18 protein-coding genes and 2 pseudogenes are annotated in these 19,065 nt (G+C 39.7%); 8 read left to right on the forward strand and 12 right to left on the reverse strand.

Annotated features, from left to right (window positions below; genetic code table 11):
• Positions 1-101 precede the first annotated feature (101 nt).
• The gene (locus tag AMD27_RS08100) at positions 102-869 is read right to left on the reverse strand and encodes an alpha/beta fold hydrolase (protein WP_067658765.1); all 768 of its coding nucleotides are present in this window, start codon (positions 867-869) and stop codon (positions 102-104) included.
• 287 nt (positions 870-1,156) lie between these two features.
• Here AMD27_RS08100 and AMD27_RS08105 point away from each other — a divergent pair, with 287 nt between their 5' ends.
• Positions 1,157-2,362 carry an aromatic amino acid transaminase gene (locus AMD27_RS08105; protein ID WP_067658768.1) on the forward strand — a complete coding sequence of 402 codons (1,206 nt, stop codon included), beginning with the start codon at positions 1,157-1,159 and terminating at the stop codon, positions 2,360-2,362.
• Positions 2,363-2,478: 116 nt separating this feature from the next.
• On the opposite strand, the gene AMD27_RS08110 is transcribed toward AMD27_RS08105, so the two are convergent.
• Positions 2,479-3,588 carry an S-(hydroxymethyl)glutathione dehydrogenase/class III alcohol dehydrogenase gene (locus AMD27_RS08110; RefSeq protein WP_067658771.1) on the reverse strand — a complete coding sequence of 370 codons (1,110 nt, stop codon included), beginning with the start codon at positions 3,586-3,588 and terminating at the stop codon, positions 2,479-2,481.
• 163 nt (positions 3,589-3,751) lie between these two features.
• On the opposite strand from AMD27_RS08110, the gene AMD27_RS08115 reads away from it, so the two are divergent.
• Together AMD27_RS08115 and AMD27_RS08120 are read left to right on the forward strand one after the other, a co-directional pair.
• Positions 3,752-5,266, forward strand: a complete 1,515-nt coding sequence (locus tag AMD27_RS08115) for a phospholipase D family protein (RefSeq protein ID WP_416202816.1) — start codon at positions 3,752-3,754, stop codon at positions 5,264-5,266.
• 169 nt (positions 5,267-5,435) lie between these two features.
• Positions 5,436-5,872, forward strand: a pseudogene (locus tag AMD27_RS08120) (hypothetical protein).
• Here AMD27_RS08120 and AMD27_RS08125 read toward each other — a convergent pair.
• The 7 genes and pseudogenes from AMD27_RS08125 to AMD27_RS08155 all read right to left on the reverse strand — a co-directional run bounded on the left by AMD27_RS08125 (position 5,869) and on the right by AMD27_RS08155 (position 11,398).
• Positions 5,869-6,471, reverse strand: a complete 603-nt coding sequence (locus tag AMD27_RS08125) for a DNA glycosylase (RefSeq protein ID WP_067658777.1) — start codon at positions 6,469-6,471, stop codon at positions 5,869-5,871. The pseudogene AMD27_RS08120 and the gene AMD27_RS08125 overlap by 4 nt on opposite strands.
• Before the next feature lie 54 nt (positions 6,472-6,525).
• A pseudogene (locus AMD27_RS18120) lies at positions 6,526-6,898 on the reverse strand (SGNH/GDSL hydrolase family protein); the annotation flags it as partial.
• Positions 6,899-6,922: 24 nt separating this feature from the next.
• Positions 6,923-7,195 carry a hypothetical protein gene (locus AMD27_RS08135; RefSeq protein WP_067658783.1) on the reverse strand — a complete coding sequence of 91 codons (273 nt, stop codon included), beginning with the start codon at positions 7,193-7,195 and terminating at the stop codon, positions 6,923-6,925.
• Positions 7,196-7,407: 212 nt separating this feature from the next.
• Positions 7,408-8,151 carry an SDR family oxidoreductase gene (locus AMD27_RS08140; protein WP_067658786.1) on the reverse strand — a complete coding sequence of 248 codons (744 nt, stop codon included), beginning with the start codon at positions 8,149-8,151 and terminating at the stop codon, positions 7,408-7,410.
• Between the two features lie 24 nt (positions 8,152-8,175).
• A complete protein-coding gene (locus AMD27_RS08145; RefSeq protein ID WP_067658789.1) occupies positions 8,176-8,874 on the reverse strand; it encodes a histidine phosphatase family protein in 699 nt (232 codons plus the stop codon).
• A complete protein-coding gene (locus AMD27_RS08150; protein WP_067658792.1) occupies positions 8,871-9,992 on the reverse strand; it encodes a phosphotransferase family protein in 1,122 nt (373 codons plus the stop codon). The genes AMD27_RS08145 and AMD27_RS08150 overlap by 4 nt, the downstream gene beginning before the upstream one ends.
• 164 nt (positions 9,993-10,156) lie before the next feature.
• Entirely contained in the window at positions 10,157-11,398 is a 1,242-nt protein-coding gene (locus AMD27_RS08155) for an acyl-CoA dehydrogenase family protein (protein ID WP_067658795.1), read from the reverse strand.
• 147 nt (positions 11,399-11,545) lie between these two features.
• Here AMD27_RS08155 and AMD27_RS08160 point away from each other — a divergent pair, with 147 nt between their 5' ends.
• The 4 genes from AMD27_RS08160 to AMD27_RS08175 all read left to right on the forward strand — a co-directional run bounded on the left by AMD27_RS08160 (position 11,546) and on the right by AMD27_RS08175 (position 14,957).
• Positions 11,546-12,463, forward strand: a complete 918-nt coding sequence (locus tag AMD27_RS08160) for a LysR family transcriptional regulator (RefSeq protein ID WP_067658798.1) — start codon at positions 11,546-11,548, stop codon at positions 12,461-12,463.
• Positions 12,464-12,657: 194 nt separating this feature from the next.
• Entirely contained in the window at positions 12,658-13,212 is a 555-nt protein-coding gene (locus AMD27_RS08165) for a thermonuclease family protein (RefSeq protein WP_067658801.1), read from the forward strand.
• A 99-nt stretch (positions 13,213-13,311) separates the two neighbouring features.
• Complete coding sequence (locus tag AMD27_RS08170; protein ID WP_067658803.1) at positions 13,312-13,752, forward strand: MarR family winged helix-turn-helix transcriptional regulator; 441 nt, start codon at positions 13,312-13,314, stop codon at positions 13,750-13,752.
• Positions 13,749-14,957 (forward strand): MFS transporter, encoded by a 1,209-nt coding sequence (locus AMD27_RS08175; protein WP_067658806.1) that lies wholly within the window; start codon positions 13,749-13,751, stop codon positions 14,955-14,957. Before AMD27_RS08170 ends, AMD27_RS08175 begins: the two co-directional genes overlap by 4 nt.
• Before the next feature lie 120 nt (positions 14,958-15,077).
• Here AMD27_RS08175 and AMD27_RS08180 read toward each other — a convergent pair whose 3' ends face one another.
• Both AMD27_RS08180 and AMD27_RS08185 read right to left on the reverse strand, forming a co-directional pair.
• Entirely contained in the window at positions 15,078-15,680 is a 603-nt protein-coding gene (locus AMD27_RS08180) for a nitroreductase family protein (protein WP_067658809.1), read from the reverse strand.
• Positions 15,681-15,978: 298 nt separating this feature from the next.
• On the reverse strand, positions 15,979-16,470 hold the full coding sequence (locus AMD27_RS08185) for a hypothetical protein (protein WP_067658812.1): 492 nt from the start codon (positions 16,468-16,470) through the stop codon (positions 15,979-15,981).
• A gap of 419 nt (positions 16,471-16,889) precedes the next feature.
• Here AMD27_RS08185 and AMD27_RS08190 point away from each other — a divergent pair, with 419 nt between their 5' ends.
• On the forward strand, positions 16,890-17,423 hold the full coding sequence (locus AMD27_RS08190) for a hypothetical protein (RefSeq protein WP_150115764.1): 534 nt from the start codon (positions 16,890-16,892) through the stop codon (positions 17,421-17,423).
• 245 nt (positions 17,424-17,668) lie between these two features.
• Here the strand turns inward: AMD27_RS08190 and fumC are convergent, their stop codons facing one another.
• Positions 17,669-19,063, reverse strand: coding sequence for a class II fumarate hydratase (fumC, locus tag AMD27_RS08195; RefSeq protein WP_067658817.1), 1,395 nt, complete (start codon positions 19,061-19,063; stop codon positions 17,669-17,671).
• Positions 19,064-19,065 lie beyond the last annotated feature (2 nt).

Genomic DNA, 19,065 nt, shown 5'->3' on the forward strand with positions numbered 1-19,065 from the left:
TTAATTATTCTTAATAATTGTTTTACTTATTTAAAATAAAGTTCATATGAAAGAACAGTAAAATTTGAATAACTGTTCTTTTACTTAAGATAATCTACACATTATGAGGATAGAAATCTTTTAATTTCGTTTAAAACTGGCTCAGTTTGTTCTGCATGTAACCAATGCCCTGCATCTTCAATGGTTTTTACTGTTGAATCACTAAATTGTGCGGATATAGCATCTAAATGTATCTGCTTCGCTATATAATCTGAATTTTCCCCTCTTAAAAAGAGTGTTGATTTAGTCCATGTGGATATAGCATTCCAAGCAATAATATGAGGATAAGCCTGATGCAATCCGTTCAGATTGAACAGCCAGTTCCCTTGACTCCAAGATTTTAATAAAAATAAAATTACGCCGTTTTCATTGATATCGTTTTTCATGATTTCAGTGGCGTGTTGACGTGTTAAAACCTGAGCTTGATCGACGGCAAACAGTGCTTTAAAAATCAAATCATGATGATTTTCCGTATAAGCAAAGGGTGCCATATCTAATACGATTAGTTTTTGTAAGCGCTCCGGTGCAATCTGAGTCAATCGCATTGCAACTTTGCCCCCCATGGAATGACCAATCACTGAAAATTGATCAATTTCTAGGGCATCTAAAGTATCTAAAACATCTTGCGCCATTTCCTCGTAGGTCATGCTGTCTGTGTGTGCAGATTTGCCATGATTGCGTAAATCAATTTGCAGTACGTCATGATCCTGTTGCAGCGCTCTAGCCAACATCCCGAGATTACTCAAACTTCCAAATAAACCGTGTATAAGCACTAAGGTTTCATTTTGACTGGGTTTCGTTGCTGGATTTAGCTCTGCATGCAGTTGCATAGGCAGCTCCTTATTGAATTAGCTATCAGAAAAGATTATGTCGACAATCAAAGGCATATTAAGTCATTTTAAAGTATTCAAATACTTGTCTTTTGTTTGTAGCGGAAATAGTGGATCTTTTGGTTTTATCCTAGATGAGTGTGAATTGCGCTATATTTCAACCCATATAAGTAAAAGTGTACCCACTGATAAAAATTAGTCCTTGGTTTGCCTGTTGAGTCTGCTTTAATTTTCTATATATTATCTAAGCAAACTTATACCCTTTGAATATTTTAGGAATGTAGACCATGTTTCATCATGTAGATGCGTATGCAGGCGACCCAATTCTGTCTTTAATGGAAGAATTTAGCAAAGACTCACGCACTCAAAAAGTTAATTTAAGTATTGGTCTATATTATAATGAAGACAATATCGTCCCTCAGCTAGACGCTGTAAAAACAGCCTATAAAAATATTGAAGCAGGTAATCAAACCGTTAAGCTTTATTTGCCTATGGATGGTCTAAAGTCTTATAACGATGCTACTCAAGTGCTCCTTTTGGGCCAAGGCAGTCCAGCACGTCAAACAGGTCGTGCTGTGACCATTCAAGCTTTAGGCGGATCGGGTGCGCTTAAAGTCGGTGCAGATTTTCTTAAGAAATATTTTCCTGAATCAGATATTTGGGTGAGTCAGCCAACATGGGATAATCATATTGCCATTTTTAATGGTGCAGGGATTAAATCACATTTCTATCCATATTTTGATGCCGAAACTAACGGTGTTAATGTTGCCGCAATGTTGGAATGTCTGAACACGCTAAAGCCGAAAAGCATTGTGCTGTTACATCCGTGTTGTCATAACCCCACAGGTGCAGATTTAACCGCTACTGAATGGGATCAGGTGATTGAGATTTTGAAAGCCAATGACCTCATTCCATTTTTAGATATCGCCTACCAAGGTTTCGGTCAAGGCATGGATGAAGATGCATATTTGATTCGTGCTTTAGATCAAGCGGGTTTGAATTTCATCGTCAGTAATTCATTTTCTAAAATTTTCTCACTCTATGGTGAACGTGTCGGTGGTTTAACCTTCGTCTGTGATGATCAAGCTACCGCTCAAAAAGTCTTGGGACAATTAAAATCGACCGTTCGCCGTATTTACTCAAGCCCTCCAACCACAGGTGCTTTACTGGTGAATAATGTTCTGAATGATGCTGAACTGACTGCATCATGGCAGCTTGAACTCAAAGAAATGCGCGAACGTATTATTCAAATGCGCAAATTGCTTGAGCAAAAATTGTCTGCTGAATTACCTCAACATGATTTTAGTTATTTGGTGAAACAAAAAGGGATGTTTAGCTATACAGGCCTGTCCGCGGAACAAGTGGATATTTTAAAAGATAAATACGGTATTTACTTGGTGCGTAGTGGTCGTATGTGCGCAGCGGGCCTTAATCTTAAAAATATTGATCTTGTTGCTAAAGCGTTTGCCGAAGTGATTAAAGCGACAGCTTAAAAAAGATAAACAAAAAAACGGGCCAAAGCCCGTTTTTTTGTTTATGGATTAAAGTTTTATCGAATTAATTTTTTTCAATTTAAATCATTTCAGATTTATTCAACGAACGACTTCAATTAAAAATGAATTACCGTACGAATCGATTTACCTTCATGCATGAGATCAAAAGCTTCATTAATTTGATCTAGAGCCATGGTATGCGTCACAAAAGGCTCTAGCTGAATATCACCCTTCATGGCATCTTCCACCATTTTAGGCAGTTGGCTACGACCTTTCACCCCGCCAAATGCTGAGCCTTTCCAAGAGCGACCTGTCACGAGTTGAAATGGACGCGTCGAGATTTCTTGACCTGCACCTGCCACGCCAATAATGACAGACTGTCCCCAACCACGATGTGCACACTCTAAAGCTGAACGCATCACATTGGTATTGCCAATACATTCAAATGAATGATCGACACCCCAACCGGTCATTTCTACAATCACTTGCTGAATCGGTTGATCATAATCTTTTGGATTTAAGAAATCTGTTGCGCCAAAATCTTCTGCCAATTTGAATTTTTCAGGATTGGTGTCAATCACAATGATACGGCTCGCTTTGGCCTGTTTAGCCCCTTGGACGACAGCCAGTCCGATGCCGCCTAAACCAAATACCGCAACCGTGTCACCCGTTTGAACCTTTGCAGTGTTATGAACAGCCCCAATACCTGTGGTGACGCCGCAGCCCAATAAACATACATGCTCAGGATTGGCATCTGGATTAATTTTGGCCAAAGACACCTCAGCAACCACGGTATATTCACTAAAAGTAGAACAGCCCATGTAATGATAAATTGGCTCGCCCTTATATGAAAAACGTGTTGTACCATCTGGCATCACACCCTTACCTTGGGTTGCACGAACGGCAACACAAAGATTGGTTTTGTCCGATTTACAGAACAAGCATTCACCACATTCTGCTGTATACAGTGGAATCACATGATCGCCTACGGCAACGCTGGTGACGCCTTCACCGACTTGCACAACAATGCCTGCACCTTCATGACCCAGTACCGCTGGAAACACACCTTCGGGATCATCACCAGACAAGGTAAAAGCATCTGTATGGCATACACCTGTATGGGTAATTCTCACCAACACTTCACCCGCTTTTGGTGGAGCAACATCTAATTCGACAATTTTTAGTGGTTGTCCTGGACCAAATGCTACCGCCGCACGTGATTTCATGTGTAGAACGTCCTTTTGCAAGTTCAATTTTAAAGATAGATTACAGTAACCTCTTTTTATTCACAGATTCAACCATTAACATGCTATTTATAGAGATATATAAAAATTCGGTTGATCTCAAAAAATGATGCCTGTGAAAAAATATCAACGTATTGCTTTATATATGACCATCATCACGTTGACAGGATGTAGCTTGCCGATGAATCAATCCCCTCCAGATCGTATTTCATCTGAACATGCAGCACATTGGTTACAAGACACGCTCTCAAGCTCCCAGTTAAAACTAGGTTTGACCGCTTATTTACCATTGGATGATGCTTTTATGAGTATCGCCAGTCGTATTCATCTGATTAGAAATGCAAAACACAGTGTTGATTTACAATATTATATTTGGAAAGATGATTTTATTGGGCATATGCTGCTGCATGAACTGCTGAATGCCGCAGACCGTGGTGTTAAAGTACGGCTAATGATTGATGATCAAAATGGTACTCAGCTCGATGAATCACTAAAAGCTTTAGCAGCACATCCAAATTTTGAAATTAAATTGTTTAATCCTTATAAGTATCGAAAGTTTCGTGTCATTGACTATGTATTTCGCTTAAAGAACATTAATCACCGCATGCACAATAAACTCATTGTTGCGGATGGTGTTATCGCCGTCACGGGCGGTCGAAATATTAGCCGCGAATACTTTGATGCCAGTGAAAGTTTCCAGTTTACCGATCTAGATATTCTGTTTTTTGGTGACTCAGTTAAACATGCTAATGCGGTCTTTATTGAATTTTGGAATGACCAATTAAGCTATTCGACTGATCAGTTACTCGGTGACAGTACTGAGCAAGATTTAAATCGGATACGGAAAAAATATTTAGCCAATGCCCAACAAAAAAATGCACTTGAAAATCGACTTGAATTCGCAGAAAAGCAAATTCAGGAAAATTTAAAACAGCGCCCGGTTCAATGGGCTAAAGCGCATTTTGTCGCAGATAGTCCTGATAAAATTCGTGGAAAAGCGAAAGGTCAACAATATATCCATAACCAAATGCTGGGTATTATGGGTGAACCCAAAGCACATTTAGAGTTGGTATCTGCATATTTTGTACCGACGCAAAAAGGCGAAAAATATCTATCCAATTTAGCGCAGAAAAATATTGATGTTCGCATACTCACCAACTCTTTTTTAGCCAATGATGTGGCTGTAGTACATGCCTTTTATTCAAAATATCGTCATGATTTGCTGAAAAATGGTGTCAAACTTCATGAGTTTAAACCGTATATTGTGCGAGAAAAAAGAACGTGGTATGAAGTGATGACCGGTAACGTTATTCCTGCTAAAGGTAAAAATGCATCGAGTCTGCATGCAAAATTCTTCGACATAGATGGTATTGTGTTTATTGGATCATTTAACTTTGACCCGCGCTCTGCATTTTTAAATACAGAAGTCGGTTTGGTGGTTGAATCAGATGAACTGCAAAATCAAATTTCTGCATCCCTAGATCAATATTTACCGCAAATCGCCTATGAGCTCAAATTAGATTCGCAAGGCGATATTATTTGGCTGGATCGCAAAGCGGATGGATCCGTCATTGAACATAGACATGATCCTGAAACTACTAAATTTCAAAGATTCACTATGAAAGCCGTTTCTTACTTACCGATTGAATGGATGATGTAAGTGCATCAGCGTAACGTATAAACTATGGCCCTTGATCGAGATTCAATCTCGATCATTTGGCAAATGCATAGAGTCAAAGTTTTACTCAAGCTAGGAATTACGATAAAATTCCAGTTTTTTAGCGCTTTGCTGAATCCATTTTAAATCTCCCTATTGTGATCCCTTTCCCATGCAATTTTTTGATTTGAGTCGTCAATTTAATCTTGACGAGATCATTACGCCTTCGTACAACTTAGATGAACTCGGTCAGCAGGATTGGTTTTGGCCAAAGTTCGCGTTGAATATGATTGCTTAAATGAGTCTGACACCGTGGCTGGACAAGTAGTATTGAAGTCCAACTGTAATGTTGAAGTAGAATTAGCTTGGATTATTCGAGACACTGGGCATGAATTACGCGTGTTATTTGAGGGTATAGAAACTCAAATCACAGACCATAGCGGAGTCATGGTGAAGGGCGCTCGACTTTGCGATGTAAATCAGAATGCCCTTTCCGCGCAAGCGTTAACCTTATGGATTGAAGGAACGTTATTGTCCATGATTCCTCATCTTCGCCGCGAAATTAAAGCGTGTTTAAATTTGTGGGATTATATCGAATATAATGATTAATTCATTTCAGCAATAAGCCCCACCTGTTTAAACAAGGCTAAATATGCAGCAGCTTTTTTTTCTAAAGCCAATGGATAAGCGCGAGATGAAGATGGCATACGATGCAAGGTCAGTTCACGATCTGACCAAGTCATGTGAGAGGATTGTCCAATTGCAGGCTTTATGGTGTCTTGAGGCATAGACAACATTAAGGTATCTGTAGCTTTGTCTCCAGTGGTCATGATGTGCTGACATTCAGGAATTTGAACAAGCAATTGATTTAAATCAGTCGGTTTCACGATCTCCAGAAATTTATCTGCGGCATTGCCCTTTTGTCGAATCACCTCAAGGGCTGTATCAAATATTGCGATACCTGTTTCACTTAAAAAATCACGGATCAATTGTTCTTTGAAGTTTTTATGGGCACGATCTAAAAAATAATCTGCGTCTTGAAAGAAACATAATCCAAATATTTTCCACATATCATTTTGAAAATTCGGATAATAAAAATTCATTTTCCAGCGCGCTTTTGGTGGCGGAAAACTCCCCATCATCAGGAGTTTGGCACGCTTAGGTAAAAAAGGTTCAAGTGGATGGGTTTCTATTTCAACGTCCGTCATAGTATCGTTCTCTTTTGACCTGATTCAATTCGCCTGATTTGATCAAAACACATCTTAAAATTTCAAACGGATTCTTTCTACCACTTGCTCTGCCCAAAGTTTATAGACGTCTTTGCTTGGATGAAAACTATCTTCTGCCATCTCTAAATTCAGTGCTTGGTATGTTTGAATATCGTATTCAATCCAGTCCATATGTAGGGTTTGATTCACTATTTTCTTGAGCTTCTGATTCATTTTCTTGGCATATTGTCCAAATAACCATGCTAGAGGATTTGGTAAAGCTGGGAATAAGTTCATCGGCAATTACCAATTGAGGACTGAATTTTTCTGAAATGTTGGCATATAATTTTTGCTGTTTGTTTATCCACACCTCTGCGGACATTAATTTAGTCACATCATTCCCCCCAACTGAGGTCAGCACGACATCAATTAGGAAGCCCTAAGCGCATACTCAAGCATTTAAAGCGGTAAAGTTGAGTGCGAAAGCGAAAAGGAATGTACCTAAAAACTCTAATACCAGCAATGTGTATTTTTGATGTTTCGCCATCAGGTGTGCATTATAGGTACCCAGCAAAATTAACCCAGCATACATGATGTATTGGATCTGACTCATTTGCGTCATACATTCGAGGCTGAAACAGCTATTGTCAAAAAAGTAGATATAACTCACTCTGGCAAGCAACACCAAAGCAGTGGATACCACAAAACCTAAAATTAAGTGCATTTTGATTTTTCTCATTATTTGTGATTATGCTTATGTGTCTTTGTAAGATGCATTTTGAAATTTGAGTATTATAACCATTTAAATATCTAGGATTAAAAGACATCTCATGGTTTTAGAGCGTCTTTCATATCTTATAATCCAGTGAACTGATTCATCTCAATATCATGACGAGACAAGTCCTGATATTAAGATTTGATGTATAGATTTTTATTTTAGCCTAATTTATTCACCCATTTTAAAGGCAGCACTTTCATAGCAAGACCTAAGGGCAACCAAGGCCACTTCGGTACATAAGCTTTAACAGGTGCTTTTTCTATCTCGAGCGCCAAAAGTCTAGAACCCGTTTCAACATCCACTTCAAAGGGAAGTTTTTTCGCACCTTCATTAATTTCGGTACGAATATAGCCGGGGAAAATGGTCGTGACTTGAATTGGCGTATCTATCAGCTCTGCACGTATGCCTTCTGCCAAATGTGCAACCCCAGCTTTACTCGCGCCATAAGCGGTTAAGTGTTTAGGCATGCCACGCATGGCACTCATCGATGAAATCATCACCAAGTGACCTTGATTTTGTTCACGGAAAATTTCAACGGCAGCTTCACACTGTGCTAAAGCAGAGATAAAATTGGTTTCAACCGTGGCTTTGTTAATGGCAAAATTGCCTTTACCAATGCGACGACCTTCTCCTACGCCTGCATTCACAATCACACGGTCTATGCTGCCAAATTCTTGTTGAAATGCACGAAACACGTCAAAGACTTGGTCATAATCGGTCACATCTAAAGTCTTTGCAATCACTTTGACAGCAAAGCGTGATTCTAGTTCAGACTTTAAAGTCTCTAAGCGCTCTAAACGACGGGCACATATGGCCAGGTTATAACCTTTTTGTGCAAATTCACGTGCCATGCCCGCGCCAATGCCTGAGCTGGCACCGGTAATTAAGATTGTTTTAGCCATATCTGATCCTGATAATATTTTCGTTTATATCCATGTAAGGAGTTGTGAATCGTATGCTTTTATAAAATGATGTTCATTTAAACTCAACAGTTGCGGTTCATTTCCGACCAGTCGAAGCGTTGTAAAACTAGCATTGGCAATTGCCCAATTAAGCGCAAAGGTTTTATCGGGACTAAGTTGCAACATTTTGCCTGCTGCAACAGAAATCACACCACCAGAAGTAAAGACCACTGCATAGCGTGGTTTGATTTTTGCCAATTCATCACATAGATTTTGTAATGCAGTTTCAACACGACCTTTAAACTCAGGCCATGACTCATCATATTCATGATGAAACTCTCCACCCGTCCAGCGACCAATAGCCCCTTCAAAAATTTTGGATAAATACGCCCTCGGGTTTAATTCTTTGTCAACATCTTGTTTAAGTAAATGCGGTTGATTAAATCGGGGTTCGTACTGTGCAAATACTTGTTGATGATTAAACTCATTCCAAGCTGCATTTGTCAGGACTGTGGATTCAGGAAAACTTTCTGCTAAAGCCATGTGTGCGGTCTGTTGATGGCGCTGCATGGAACCTGCCACCACATAAGGTGCTTCTTTTAAAATCTCTTTGAAATAGCGACCGAGTACTTGCGCTTGTAGTTCGCCATTGGGAGAAAGTTTGTCATAACTTTCAGCACCAAACGAGGCTTGTCCATGACGGACTAAATAAATAGTGGTCATTGACCGCGTCCCTTTTTGAATTTTGAAATGTAACGCTGTGCCTTGTCATTGGCTGCAATTTTTTGTAGTCCGATCAATTTTAACGCTCGAATATGAATAGCATGAATGACAATCCAAAAGTCTTTAAATGCAGGGTTTTGGGTTTGCTTGTGGTAGTAACGGTAATAAATTTGCTGGACAATCACCGCCAGACGAAATAGACCAAACACTTCGTAAAAAGCCCAATTGCTTGTCTGTATGCCCGTTTTTTCTAGATAATAATCGACCACTTGCTGACGCGTTAACATGCCTTTTAAATGCGTGGGCTGACGCCGTGTACTCTTGAAAATCTGATTGTCTGTGTCTTCAACCCAATAAGCTAAGGCTGAACCTAAATCCATAAGTGGGTCTCCCAAGGTGGCCATTTCCCAGTCTAAAACGCCGATCACTTCAGTAGGGTTATTCGGATCTAAAATGATATTGTCAAAACGCCAATCATTATGAATGATGCAGGTATGGGTATCTTCTGGAATATGTGCTTTTAACCATTTTCGGACATAGCGAAATGACGGAACATTTAAGGTTTTGGCCTTTTCATATCTGGCATCCCAACCTTCAACTTGGCGACGACAATATCCGTCGCCTTTGCCGAGTTTTTCAAATTCTGTCCCTTTATAGGGAACTTGATGCAGTTCAATCAATTTATCAATGACATTCAGGCAAAGCTGGTTGACTTGTTGTTCATCAAACTGTAATTCGGGTGGCAGCTTGGCACGTGGAATGATCCCTGCTATGCGGTACATCACATAAAAGTCACAGCCGATTACACGCTCGTCCTGACACAGCGCCACCATTTTAGGCAGAACGGGAAAAAATGGGATGAGATTCTTTTGAACATGATACTCACGTGCCATGTCATGCGCAGACTTTGCTTTAGTGCCTTTAGGTGGGCGTCTTAAAATAAGATCAGTATTGGAATATTTTAAACGGTAAGTCCAGTTGGAAGCTCCGCCAGAATATTGGGTCACTTCAGCTTGACCCAATAATTTAAGACCTTGCGTTGTTAGCCATGTTTCCACTGCATTTATATCAAGCTCTTCACCTGCCCGAACTGCTCCACCCACATCAATCACTGACATTTTTCTTCCTATTCACTTGACCTGAATTGTTTTACTCAAGTAACTTTACTGTATCTTTATGCACTTGAAATATATGCAATCTAATCTATTCATCACTCATTTAGTTATAACATGAGCCAAGTCGTCAAGCCACGTTAAATCATGGCAAAGACAAACTCAATCATTTATTTTTTCGAATGTCGAGCATAGCCACGTTTCGCCAGTTCGAGTTTGGCAATCATGCCTTTATGCACTTCGTCAGGTCCATCCGCTAAACGTAACGCACGAGCTTGTGCAAAAAAACCTGTGAGTGGCGTATCTCTAGACAGCCCTGCACCGCCGTGGATTTGTATCGCCATATCCACCACTTTTTCAAGCACACTAGGCGCAACCACTTTTATGGCTGAAATTTCAGTGAGTGCAGCCATATTGCCCAAGGTATCCATTTTATAGGCAGCATATAAGGTCAGTAGCCTAGCTTGATCAATCAATACTCTTGCTTCAGCGACACGTTCAAGATTTCCGCCTAATTTTAAAATTTCTTTGCCAAAAGCGGTGCGTTGCATGCCACGATAAATCATCAGTTCTAAGGATTTTTCAGCAGCGCCAATACAGCGCATACAATGGTGAATGCGCCCAGGCCCCAAGCGCCCTTGTGCAATTTCGAAACCTTGACCCGCTCCACCAATAAAGTGGGTCAGAGGTACCCGCACATTATCAAAGCTGACTTCGCCGTGTCCGTGAGGCGCATCATAGTCACCAAACACAGGCAACATTCTTTGTATTTTTACGCCCGATGTATCAATGGGCACCAACACCATCGAATGTTGATGATGTCGATCCTTAGTTTCATCTGGCGTATGTGCCATAAAAATAATGATTTTTGCGTTGGGATCACCCAAACCTGACGACCACCATTTTCGACCATTCAATACAATTTCATCACCCTCAATAATCGCCGTTGCCTGCATATTGGTGGCATCAGAAGAAGCTACCTCTGGCTCTGTCATACAAAAAACAGAGCGAATTTCTCCACCCAGTAATGGCAACAACCAGTCGTACTTTTGTTGTTCTGTGCCATAACGCCAAAGGACTTCCATATTGCCGCTGTCAGGTGCATTACAGTTAAATACCACTGGTGCAATTAAACTGCGCCCCGTTAGTTCTGCAATATGTGCATATTCTTGCACAGACAAGCCTTGACCAAGCTTTTCATCGGGCAAAAACATATTCCAAAGCCCGGCAGCTTTGGCTTTAGTTTTTAAAATGTCCAACTGTGTTGGCCACTGCCAAGTGGTCCAGTCTGAACCCGCATTGAGCTTGTGGACTTCATTCCAAAAATCAGCTTCAATCGGTTCGATTTCATTTTGGATAAAATTTTGGGTTCGTTCTACAAAATCCTGTGCACGTGCTGACAATTGAAACATTTTTTTATTCCTTTAAATAGGGTGCTAGAGCATTAGAGTAAATAGTATCTCGCCATACCCATTGCCGTTCATTCATATCTTTAGCGCTTTACAACACATTAGCCTGAAATCTATTATGAATAAAATGATTTAATTAAATACAGCACTATGAATCTATTTCATGAAAATCAACATTTAGATCTGGGATTTTTTCCACACATCGATATCAATCTATATCCTTTGTTTATCGCAGTTTTTGAACATCACAGTATGAGTCAGGCGGCAGATATTTTATGCATTAGCCAATCTGCTGCAAGCCATGCCATACAACGTTTAAGACGACAAATGAATGATGATTTATTTATCCGTTCTGGACAGAAAATGCGCCCTACACCTTTTGCGGAACAGATCTATCCCGTGATTAAAACTGCACTGCTCTCCCTGCAAAATGTTTTAAAGCAACAATACTCCTTTGAACCAAGTATGGTCGGAAGTTTAAAAATAGCAGTGCATGATGAAATTGAACCGATTATTTTCCCGAAACTCATTCAACATTTTCAAACACTGAATTTAGATATTCAATTTTTAAGTATTAAACTGAATCGAAAAACGGTTGAGGCAGACCTTGCCACCCAACAGATTGATTTTGCGATCGACCTTGAACAAGATTTAGGTGCGAAGCTGCAGTTTCAAACATTGGTTAGCGACCAATTTATGCTGTGTACTCGGCAGCCCAATATGGATTTAAAACGTTATTTAGCTTCACCCCATATTGGGGTGTCTTCTCGAAGAACTGGTGTGTTAATTGAGGATCTTTATTTAAATAAGCAACAGCTGTCTCGTCAGATTTTTCTAAGATGTCAGCATTACTCCACTGCTTTACAAATTTTGCAGCAACATGCTGACGCAATTTTAACGATTCCCAACAGTATTTTGAATCATTTAGAGGTTCCAGAACATTTAAACATTTTTGATCTGCCTATTTCGCTGCCGCAAATGAATATGGGGATGTATTGGCATCAAAATTTAAATGGAAATTTAAGGCATCATTTTTTAAAAGAACAAATAAAATTAATTTTTGCTTAGGCTATTTGAGGGGTTGGGATGCTATATCTCGCTTAGGCTATTTTAATGATTAATGAAGGATAAAGCAGCGTGAAACGTCGAAGTGATCAATGTTTGTTTGTTGTTTTATTCTTCAATATTGAACTTAAATCCAAGTAGAATATGCTGGAACTTTCCCATAATTAGATGCTCCTTGAGCATTAAGCTCTCCCCTTATGTTGTCAAATTTACCTGCAAGCTGGCTCATCTGTATCGGCATGGTGTTATGCCTGATTTTATTGTTATTGATTCGAAAAATTCGACTCGTCCTGATTGCCTATTTTAATCCTTATGAAAAAGGTAAAACCTATTGGTGCAAAGTCATTGCGGTCAGCGATGGTGATACCCTCACCTGCTATCGTTTGAATCTACGGCGCTCTGAAACCAAGTTACGTTTTGCTTATGTAGATGCACCCGAATCATCACAAAGCTACGGCGCCGAATCACAGCGCTTGGTCAAAAAAATGGTGTATCGCAAGCTAGTGCGCGTGAAAATTACCGATATTGATCGTTATGGTCGTTGTGTCGGCGTGGTTTATCGCTTCAGACGCAATATGAACGAAGAATTGGTCAAACGTGGTGCTGCATGGGTCTATGAAGAATACATTAAAGATCCTAAACAGCGTAAACACCTACTCTCCTTACAAGAGAAAGCTAAAAAGAGCAAAAAAGGATTATGGCGTACAAGTCGACCTGTGCGTCCAAGCGTCTATCGTAAAGCAGGCAAATAACCGCTTATCGCTCCGATTTAATTGTGGCTCATTCAAGGCTTGATTCAGTTTTAAGATAGGCGTAAATTAGCATTTATTTAGTTACCCTAGCTAACTATTATGCCATCTCCTCTAAAATTTCGTACTCTATTGCTGCGTTGTTCTCGTTTAATCAGTGACGAGTGCAACCTTATTTTACTGCCCCATCAGTTAAATTATTCGTTGTGGCAAGTGCTTTATGTGATTCAGGAGCAATCTGAAATCACCTCGATTGATCTTGCAAAGTATCTGAATGTGTCAAAACCTTCGATCGCTAAGCGTGTGCATACACTGTTGCAACTGGATTTGTTGGAGCAGGTTTTTACTGAAGATAAACGTCAAAAGAAATTGAAATTGTCTAAACAAGGTCAAAGCCTGTTTGAAACTTGCTCCCAAAAAATCGATCAATTTGAACAGCGACTTCTTGTTCATATAAATCCTAACGATCTTAAACAAAGCTCAGAAACGTTGAGCCAACTTTTGTATCAACTTGAATATCAATCTCAGGGAGCTGACGCATGAAAGACCGTTCTGCACCGCTTTGGACTCGCAATTTCATTTTGGTCAGCCTCATCAACTTTCAATTGGTTCTGACCTTTTATTTGTTGGTTGTGGTGATTGTCGGCTATGCCATGGCAGAACTCAGCGCCAGTACCGCTCAAGCAGGCTTAATTTCGGGTTTATTCATTGTCGGTACATTAATTGGACGCTTATTGGTCGGGAAATTTCTCGCACACTTTGGGCGTAGAACCACCATGATTGTGGGGCTAGTAGGTTTTTTTCTATTTTCACTGCTTTATTTTATCCATATGAGCGTGGGCGCACTGTTGTTCGTACGCTTTATGCATGGCTTTATGATGGGTATTGCAGCAACCGTCTTCGGCACCGTCATCGCACAAATTTTACCTGCCAGCCGCCGCGGTGAAGGGATCGGATATTTTAGTATGAGCAGCACGCTAGGAACGGCAATTGGACCATTTCTTGCGATTTGGATGATGCTGCATGTCGGTTATAACGCAATCTTTATGTTATCCAGTGCTGTTGCGCTCTGCTGTCTACTGGTTTCACTGTATATTCGTGTACCTAATATTCCACAGGCATCTCAAAGCTTGGACAGCCAAGTGCCTGTGACCAAGCCAAGTTTCATCTCTCAATATATTGAAAAGAATGCGATTCCAATTTCTTTGATTATGTTATTTGCCTCTATTTTTTACTCAGGTGTATTGTCGTTTATCAATTTTTACGCCAAAGACATTGATTTGGTTCAAGCTGCTTCATTCTTCTTTTTGATGTACGCGATTGCAATTTTGATTTCTCGCCCGATTACTGGTCCTCTCATGGATCGTAAAGGTGAAAATATCATTATGTATCCCGCATTCATTATTATGGCAATTGCTTTCTTTTTACTGAGCATTGCACAAACCCCGACCATGCTGTTAATTTGCGCAGGTTTACTCGGTTTAGGGTATGGCAATATTCAGTCAATCTGCCAAACGGTTGCGGTAAAAAGCACTTCACTTGAACGAATGGGTTTTGCAACCTCCACCTATTTTATTTTCTTAGATGCTGGTTTGGGTTTCGGTCCTTACTTCTTAGGTATGACACTCGATTTTATAAGTTATCAGCAGCTGTATTTATATAGTGCTATAGGAAGTTTAGCCTGTATTGGCTTGTACTATCTATTACATGGTCGTCATACCGCTAAAGTTAATTCTGCGGCTGTTTAGCATACGCCTCATTACTTAGGCATCACTTATAACAAAAAATATAACAAAGATAAAAAAGCGCTCAATATGAGCACTTTTTTATTCGGTATAGCATGGGCGACTTATCTATAAGAATTAAACTTATTTAAAGACTTTAAAGCGTGCTGCATCATCCATGTAGCCCTTCTCTGTTGCCTCTGCTTCTACAGAACCAAACACCAATTGTGCACGTAATTTCCAGTGTGCAGAAACATCCCATTCTGCATGCACTTGTTCATCCACAATCGGGTTATAGTGCTGAAGGGATGCACCTAAGCCATCTGTATGCAATGCAGACCATACCGCGAACTGTGCAATTGCAGTTGAATGCTCAGCCCAAATTGGGAAGTTTTCTGCATAAGATGGAAACTTTTCTTGCAGGCCTGTAACTACATCCATATCTTCAAAAAACAAGACAGTTCCCACACCCGCCGCAAAACTATCCATTTTGGCACTGGTTTTAGCCGCAGATGCTTCATCTTTTGCATAAGACTTCAGTTTATCTTTGACAAAGCCCCAGAACTTTTCATGTTCAGCATTGAACAAAATCACTGCACGTGACGATTGTGAGTTAAATGATGATGGGCTCTGTTTAATGGCATGTTGAATTAAATCGGTTAAATGCTCTGTAGACTGGACTACATTTTTGCCAATGGCATAAATCGTACGGCGTTTGTTAATTAAATCTAAAAACTGATTCGACATTATTTGAAATCCTTTGGTATTTCCCCGCGGAAATACGACACCAAGCCAAATGATTGATTAGAATATATAAACATGTGCTTATATATTCATCACATCAAGGTAAATACAGTTCTACATTAAGCATAATTTAGACCAAGTACCATTTAATTTAAAATATCTGCTACAAAGCTTGATTCGATTGATTTTATTTTATACAGATCAATTTGGTCGTTGACCTATTAACCAATTATTTGAAGATTTTGATCATATAAAAAATCCTCCGACGTAGGAGGATTTAAAAGGCTAATTTAGAATGAAATTAAAACTTTGCTTCTAATACATTGGCTTTCAATTGAACTTTCCAAAGCTCACGTAATGTGGGTAAATAGAACTTCTCACCCAACTCCACCAATTCAGCATCAATGAGTGCATGAACTTCATGCTTAAATAAATAATCGAGTTCAACACTGCTTAAACGTGGTTGCTCTTTGGCAAAGCTCTTGCGCTTCTGCTGCGCTTGTTTCACCAACTGATCCGCAAAATTACGCGTCTTAAACTTGGCAATGGTATTTAAGCGTAGTTCAATCACGCCCCAACCACTGAGTAACAATTTGAACTTTTCAAAATCACTGCTGGTCGATTCCCAAGTCATTTCTTCTAGATTCTCATCTGAAGGCAATACAGGAAGTAAAAGCTCCATCACACTAGGGAAAATCTTTTTGAAATTAAGAATGAATTTAACTGGATGTTCACCTGGGTAGTCTTTAAATTGAACGTTTTTCTGAACATCTGTTAAATAAATATCGAACATTGAAAATTTCCACACATAAGCGATTGAATTGCAATAATAAAAAATCTGCCTTGCAAAACCAGTGCAAAACTATTGCAAAACAGCATTTTAAAAATTTGAGTACTCTTGCAATTATGACATTTTAATCCATACTCAGCACGTTTTAAAAAGGTCAGTTGTATTTAAATAAGACAAACAAAAAAGCAAAAGTTAAACTAAATAAAAAGGCCATACAGTTCACGATTAAAACTTAGATTCGCTGTTATAATTTTTATTGGGGTGTAGATTGAAGAGCAACATTGATCAAGAATGGATTAAAAAATTACTTGCAACTGTATTTGTGGCTTTAATATTTTTATTGGCTTTCACTTGGATAATTTTTGACTTTCAGAAGTCTAGTAATTCACTAAAAGACAGTTGGACCATAGTAGGTTCTTTTTTTGGTGGTTTTGCAACTAACGGCTGTTTATATTGCTGCTCATCTTTTTAATGATTGGCGTAACCAGCATAACACCAATTATGTGTCGTCCATATGTGAATCAATTAATCTTGCAGTTAAAGAAAATTATAAATCCTTTGTAAAGCTAAGTTTAATTATCACTGATGCTGAAATAATCCGCGGTAACAGACCAATTGCCCTCATAAGCCCAAATGAAAAAGAGCGAATTTTTAATAATATTAATGAAATCAATCGCCTTTGCATATCCATTCGTTCTGAGTTGTTTCTAATTGAATACGATGTTATCCGTCTGCAGAAGGCAACAAAAGATTCTAGTGGTATCTATGAGTTATACAGCAACTTAAAAAATCTAATAAAAAATGAAACGGATAGTCTTTTACAAAACGTCGGAGATTTAGAAAAATATTACAAGATTGGTAGGGCTAGAAAGCTGATTGACTCGAGTGAAGATTATTACAGGGAGTTCCACATCAAGCTTGCAGAAATAACCGCCAAGATCAACAAGCCAATTTAAAATAAATAAACATAAGCCCTCAATTAAAGGGCTTATTTATTACTTAAATTGATTATAAAAAGACTTGGCTAAATCAATAAACGATACGATTACTTTCGCCCATTTCAGCCAGTTCTCACCAACATCCTTGATAAACTTTCAACGAATGCTCAACCCATTTCTTATGATGACTGCTATAAAAATCTCACACAATCTGCCTAATAAAAAAGCCCTGAATCGAGGGCTTTTTTATGTCGATTTAATGACTACTTTGCATTCGCCGATACCATATTTTCAGGAATCACCACTGCATCAAACTGCTCAGCAGTTACCAGATTCAATTCAACAGCAACCTGTTTCAGTGTTTTACCTTCTTTATATGCAGTCTTGGCCACCTTGGCTGCATTTTCATACCCAATCACAGGATTGAGTGCAGTCACTAACATGAGAGAGTTATGCAGGAAGTAATCAATCTTTTCAACATTTGGCTCGATACCTATCGCACAGTGCTCATTAAAGCTATTGCAAGCGTCACCTAAGAGGTGAATCGATTGCAATAAATTATAGGCAATGACCGGCATAAATACATTCAGCTCAAAGTTCCCTGAGGCACCCGCCACATTAATGGTGGTGTCATTCCCTAAGACTTGCGCCACCACCATGGTCATGGCTTCGCTTTGAGTGGGATTGACTTTACCCGGCATAATACTTGAACCTGGTTCATTTTCAGGAATACGAAGTTCACCAAAACCACAGCGTGGACCACTGGCCAACCAGCGAATATCATTGGCAATCTTATTTAAACTCGCAGCAAGGGTTTTTAGTGCCCCTGATGCAAACACAGCCGCATCACGACCCGCTAAAGCTTCAAACTTATTTGGCGCTGTGACAAATGGCAGTCCTGTTAAGTCTGCCAATTGCTGTGCAGATTTGACTGCATAGTCAGGATGCGCATTTAATCCTGTACCCACGGCTGTGCCACCTAGTGGTAGCTCATATAGCCCCTCAAGCGCATACTGTAAGCGCTTTAAACCATGATCAAGCTGTGATACATAACCACTGAACTCTTGCCCTAAGGTTAACGGCGTTGCATCTTGTAAATGGGTACGACCGATTTTGACAATACTGGAAAATGCTTGAGCTTTAGCCGCTAAGGTATCACGTAAGGCCCTGACTGCTGGAATGAGTAATTCATTGATCTGTAAGCTCGCAGCCACATGAATAGCAGTCGGAAATGAGTCATTGGTGGATTGCGCACGATTGACATGATCATTCGGATGTACCGGCTTTTGCGCACCTAAAGGATTTCCCAATTTTTGATTGGCAATGTTGGCAATCACTTCATTGCAGTTCATATTGCTTTGCGTACCTGAACCGGTTTGCCACACCACCAGAGGGAACTGATCATCCCATTTCCCAGCAATGACTTCTTCAGCGGCACCTACGATATAATGAGACAACTCTTGTGGAATTTGATTCAATTCAGCATTGGTGATGGCTGCTGCCTTTTTAACAAGACCCATCCCACGAATCATCGCACGTGGTAGGCGCTCACCACCAATTTTAAAGTTTTGCAAACTACGCTGTGTTTGAGCGCCCCACATTGCTTCACTGGGTACTTCTACCTCACCCATCGTGTCATGTTCAATACGTGTTTGCATTC

The organism is Acinetobacter sp. TGL-Y2 (assembly GCF_001612555.1).
Taxonomy (GTDB): Bacteria; Pseudomonadota; Gammaproteobacteria; order Pseudomonadales; family Moraxellaceae; genus Acinetobacter.